This is a genomic window from uncultured Nostoc sp. (assembly GCF_964245575.1).
Taxonomy (GTDB): Bacteria; Cyanobacteriota; Cyanobacteriia; order Cyanobacteriales; family Nostocaceae; genus Nostoc.
Genome location: NZ_CAXTNP010000396.1, coordinates 1 through 5,406 on the forward strand (window position 1 = coordinate 1; position 5,406 = coordinate 5,406).

4 protein-coding genes are annotated in these 5,406 nt (G+C 38.1%); 2 read left to right on the forward strand and 2 right to left on the reverse strand.

From position 1 onward, the window contains the following. Positions 1-537: 537 nt before the first annotated feature. Positions 538-2,223 (reverse strand): potassium-transporting ATPase subunit KdpA, encoded by a 1,686-nt coding sequence (gene kdpA, locus ACFFAP_RS35350; protein WP_375515580.1) that lies wholly within the window; start codon positions 2,221-2,223, stop codon positions 538-540. A 663-nt stretch (positions 2,224-2,886) separates the two neighbouring features. Then, positions 2,887-4,392: a pentapeptide repeat-containing protein gene (locus ACFFAP_RS35355; RefSeq protein ID WP_375515581.1), complete on the reverse strand. Its 1,506-nt coding sequence runs from the start codon at positions 4,390-4,392 to the stop codon at positions 2,887-2,889. 73 nt (positions 4,393-4,465) lie between these two features. Between ACFFAP_RS35355 and ACFFAP_RS35360 the strand changes: the two genes are divergently transcribed. Next, positions 4,466-4,804 carry a hypothetical protein gene (locus ACFFAP_RS35360; protein WP_375515582.1) on the forward strand — a complete coding sequence of 113 codons (339 nt, stop codon included), beginning with the start codon at positions 4,466-4,468 and terminating at the stop codon, positions 4,802-4,804. A gap of 182 nt (positions 4,805-4,986) precedes the next feature. Then, positions 4,987-5,406, forward strand: a 420-nt coding sequence (locus ACFFAP_RS35365) for a hypothetical protein (RefSeq protein ID WP_375515583.1), incomplete at its 3' end; no start/stop codon positions are given.

Genomic DNA, 5,406 nt, shown 5'->3' on the forward strand with positions numbered 1-5,406 from the left:
GGAAGTTGAGCCTCTGAACTCGGAAGTTGAGCCTCTGAACTCGGAAGTTGAGCCTCTGAACTCGGAAGTTGAGCCTTTGAACTCAGAAGTTAAGCCTTTGAACTCGGAATTTTCAAAAATCTAAAAGAACAAGTAAAGATTTTGTTTGAACGAATATGAAATTTAAGCTACATATCACCTTGATAAGCCCCTAAATTTATTTATGGTTACTGAGCGACTTGCCTTGAGCGACTTGTACTGAGCTTGTCCTGAGCGCAGCCGAAGTAAGCCGAGGTAAGTCGAAGTAAGTCGAAAGAAGCCGAAGTATGGGGTTCAAAATTATTGACTTTTGACTTCCCCAAACTGGTTGATCGGCTAAAGTTAGGAATTATTACGAACTTCCAATAAAAAACAGATCCAATCTGTAGAGTGCGTTACTAACACACCATCTGATGAAGATGCGTTACGCGATCGCTAACACACCCTATGAAACCGGATAATTTATTTTTGACTATTCTCTTAATATCCCCAACTCATAACTCATAACTCATAAATTTTCTAACTGCCAGATGCTAGTTTCATACCCTCAGCTATGGGGCCTAAAGCCAGAACGGGAAAGAAAGTCAACACTCCCAATACTAATGTCACTCCAGCAGTGATACCAGTAAATATTAGAGAATCCGTTCTTAGAGTACCAGGGGTTTCAGGAACTGGTTGTTTGCCAGACATGCCGTCAGCTAACAGTAGGATGGCAATCATCGGAATGTAGCGTCCTCCGATTAAGCTAACTATTGTACTCAAGTTCCACCACAGGGTGTTATCCCTCAACCCTTCTAAGCCAGAGCCATTATTTGCTGCTGCTGAGGCGTATTCATAAACTACTTGGGAAATACCGTGATAACCAGTGTTGCTAATTCCTGATAGGGAGATGGGATAAGCCAAGGCGATCGCACTAGGAATTAAAACTAGAATTGGGTGAATCAACAGCACGACGCTGGCGAGGACGATTTCTCGCTTTTCAATTTTGCGCCCTAAAAACTCTGGGGTGCGTCCTGCCATTAGTCCGGTTAGGAACACTGTGAGAATTAAGTAGATGAATAGGTAAGCTGTTCCAATTCCCTGTCCACCCCAGATAACTTGAATAAACAAGTTGAAGAGAGTCGAAAATGTTCCTTGCGGCATCAAAGAATCATGCATCCCATTCACAGCACCAGACATAGTAGCGGTAGTCATCACTGCCCAAAATGCCGTTTGTGCCCAGCCAAATCGAACTTCTTTACCCTCTAAATTGGGTTGTTCTAATCCAAAGGCGTTATTAACAAGGGGATTACCTTGGAGTTCTCCCACGGCTGCCACTCCCACTAGAACTACAAAAATCACAAACACCATCCAGAAAAGTAGCCAAGCTTGTTTAATGTTGTTGGCAAATATACCGTAGGTATAAATCAATGCTGCTGGTATAGAAATCATGGCGAGCATTTCTATCAAGTTAGAAGCACCATTGGGATTTTCAAAAGGATGGGCTGAGTTTACGCCAAAAAACCCTCCGCCATTCTCGCCCAAAAGTTTGATCATTTCAAAGGATGCCACCGGGCCTCTGGCAAGATATTGCGTTCCGCCTTCTAAGGTTCTCAGATCCAAAGTCTCTTTTAATGTTTGTGGTACACCTGCTACAAGCAAGGCGATCGCTCCAATAATCGAAATCGGCAGCAAGATTCGCGTAATTCCACGGACGAGATCGACGTAAAAGTTCCCCAATTTTCTCCCCGTCAACCCGCGAATAAAAGCAATTCCCACGGCTAACCCAGTGGCTGCGGAGGTGAACATCAAAAAGCCTAAAGCCGCTACTTGGCTAAAATAGCTTAAAGTTGTCTCACCAGCATAATGTTGCTGGTCGGTATTCGTCACAAATGAAATGGTTGTGTGCAGTAATACATCCCATTTGATAGCACCGAAGCCGTTAGGATTCCAGGGTAAGAGTCTCTGAAAATATATCAGTAAATAAACTGAAATACCCATGATCAGGTTGCTGCAAATTACAGCCTGGATATACTGCCAACCCGTCATATCATCTTTCCTGCGGACACCCGCTAGTACGAACATACTTCGCTCTATCGGGTTCATTAAAAAATCAAGCAGTGTTCTTTCTCCCAAGAAGACACGCGCTATGTATTTACCCAATAACGGAGTTATTGCTATGACAATACACAGCGTTAAGCCAATTTGTAAAAAACCTTGTCCCATATATTTCGCGCTCAATTAAATTTAAGTGCTAGCAAGCCAATTATTAGAAATAGCAGATTAACTGTTGGAGTATTTGATTTCGAGGAATTTGGTGATATCTGATATCACTGCCATTTTTAAATCTGGATTTAGTATTTTCAGTTATTACTATCCAGATACTTATTAAAGTTATTGTTAAGAATATTTAATTTTTAGTCTTAATTCATCTATCTCACTATAAATCCTTGCAGGAGTCGTGAAAAATATAGATAAGGAAACCAACCGCCATCTCTACGAGAGGCTGACGCCAACGCGCAGCGTCTCCAAGAGTTGAACGCCAACTCTTAGAGAGGCTCCGCCAACGCGCAGCGTCTCTAAGAGTTGGACGCAAAGAGGAGAAAGAGAAAAGAGATATATAATTTTCACAAATGATTTAGGACTGCTATAGTTATGATTATTTGTTTATACAATACATTTTCAAAGTTTGCTACTTTCAAAGAATATAAATATCGAAGAGGATTTTATTCAACTGTACAAAGTTTTTAGTATCAAATTACACTATTGTTGGTACTTAACTCTATCCATAACTGAGGTGAGAAAAGAACTCTATTGCATATTGAACATTTTTGCTAAAAATCATTAAACATGACATGAGCGCCTAAGACACGGCTATTTTATCAATAATTACGAATTAGTATTACTTCTTTGCAGTTGGGCGATCGCTTGTTTCATAGCAGTCGCAATAGCCCCTTCTGGAAGACTATCAATAATTTGCTGACTTTGCAAAACCAAAAGCTGCTTAAAAACTGAATCTTTTTCGGCTTCATTCAAAAGCAATTGTTTAATCAGTTCCGCCTGAGTGCCTACTGTAGTGGCAATGCTTTGCCCTTGAAGTTGAGCTAAAAGATGCTGCACAATATTCGAGACTTGTACTGGTTCAGTACCATTGGCAACGAGACTACGAACTTGCTCTGCGGCTTCATTATATTCAATTTGCCCAGAGCCAGTTAAGTTAGTAATTGTACTTCCATTAATAACAAAACTGTTACCAAATGGACGTTTGCTAAATTCTTTAATAGTTTCTGCTTGGGTGCTGGCAATTCCTAGTAAACTATTGATTTGCTGTTCTTTAGTAGAGAGTCGTTGCTTTAACTCTTCGTAGGAATCATTGAGGCGTTTCTCCACCTCTGCATGAGAAATATTTTCATTGTGAGTTACCTTAGCAACCCAAAGATCACCTTTTTTCTCAATTCCTTTGAGTTCTAGCCCTAAACTTTCATCTTCTAACTCAAGTTTTTGTAAACTAAAAGCGAAAGCACGCCAATTGACGCCTTCTTTGAACACTAATTCAACGATATTCCCGACTTCTTGATATAGGGATTCAAATTCTCTTGGCTCAAAGTTGCGGTCTAATGGATGGCGAGCAATTGGTTCACCTTTTTCATCTAATTTCCGGTAAATATAATCACACTCAACATTAGTAAAGCAAGTTTGGCTGTTGACGTTCCAATTTTGAATACAAATTCCTGTTAAATTGGCATTTGTAAAGTCAACATCAATCACTTGGGCATTAGCTAGAATACTACCGCGCAAGTCTGCACCCTGCAAGTCAGCCCCAGTTAAATCAGTATCAATGAACTTCATCCGCCGCAAGTCTGCACCTTGCAGATAAGCACCGCGCAAATTCAAGTTACTCAAATCAGGATCTTCAGAACACCCATGAGTTAGAAGTTTCTGTACTTTGGGTATTTCTAAATCTAAATATCGACTATCAACTCTGGCTCGTTCTAGCCCAGTGACACCTTGGAAACAGGTGCGATAGAGTTTGCATACGCGTAAATCTGTATTTGCCAACACAGAATTCTTAAAGTTAATATTGCTCAAATCTAAATTATAAAATGACGTACCTCTCCAAGAACCAACAGCGATTACCCAGGAACGTAAAATGTCAGGATGCCGCCAAGGTACATTTTGATAGTAGTTAACCCACCAACTACTTAGTATTAGTATTACAATCAAGCAAATTCCGCTAAAAATACCAATATTTTTGAAGTGTTCTCTTTCTAAATCAGTCAATCTTGGTAAAATTTCATTAAGTTCGATTGCACTTTTTTGAGCCATATCAAATGCTAATGATGCGCCAGTTTGAACCGCAAAAATACTAACTATAAAGCTAGTAATTGTAGTCATACTTACAAACCTAATGTTAGCAAATAAAATATTGATTAAAGCCAATAAAAAACGTAATGTATAAAAGTAACTATTGCAAATTACTAGCCCTATAATAATCAGTAATGAACTTGAGAAAGAAAACTGTTTTGGTAATTCTATGATATGTAAATCAGCAAATAATATTGAGCCAAACATAGCTATAAATAAAGCTATAGTTGCCGATATTATTCCTTTAAAATTATCCTCAATAATTGTAAAAATAAGCCAGGCAATTAAAACGAAAATCATTAACGAATATTCTAAGCGGTATCCAGTTTTTAGGCTTATATATAAACTTGTAATTGCTCCTAAATATCCTCCAAGAATACTTAATAAAAAAATAATAAAAATTGCGAACGAAATCAAGATAATCTTAATAAAGCTTTTTTGACCTGCCATCGCACCATTGATATCAGGTTCTAAGTTTTCTTGTACATAAACTCGACCTTTTATTTTCTTTTTTTTCTGGCTCTGTTTCTCACTGTTTTGCATATCTAGTGTCATGACTGAAAAATTTTGTATTACTATATACTAAATGATGACCATACAAACACGCTTATAAAGTAAAAAACTATGCAAGTTAATTCTGATTCAGCTACTTCGTATCCTCAAACATCTTGGATCAAGCAAGGTATAGCAGGTTTTGAGTTACTTTCAGGTATACCGGAAAATTCTAATTTTCTAGAAAACCTTTTACCAGAAGATGAGAAAAAAATTATTGCGGTTTGTGAAGAAAGATTACAAATACTCTCTGCTCAAAAACTATTAGTTTCTAAGGCTGCTGATGAGCGAGATGTGTTACCAACATATTATTTGTCAATAGGGGTGAAGCGAAGTCTTGCTGTGTGTCGGATAGCTAGATATTTTCCTCTCAAAGACTTTCGGGATTTTCTAGAAGGTATTAAAAAAGAAATTACAGATAGAAATGATGATACTAATTTCAATACTTCACAAAAAATTAAGGAAATATTTTTAATTCCTGACAATATATAT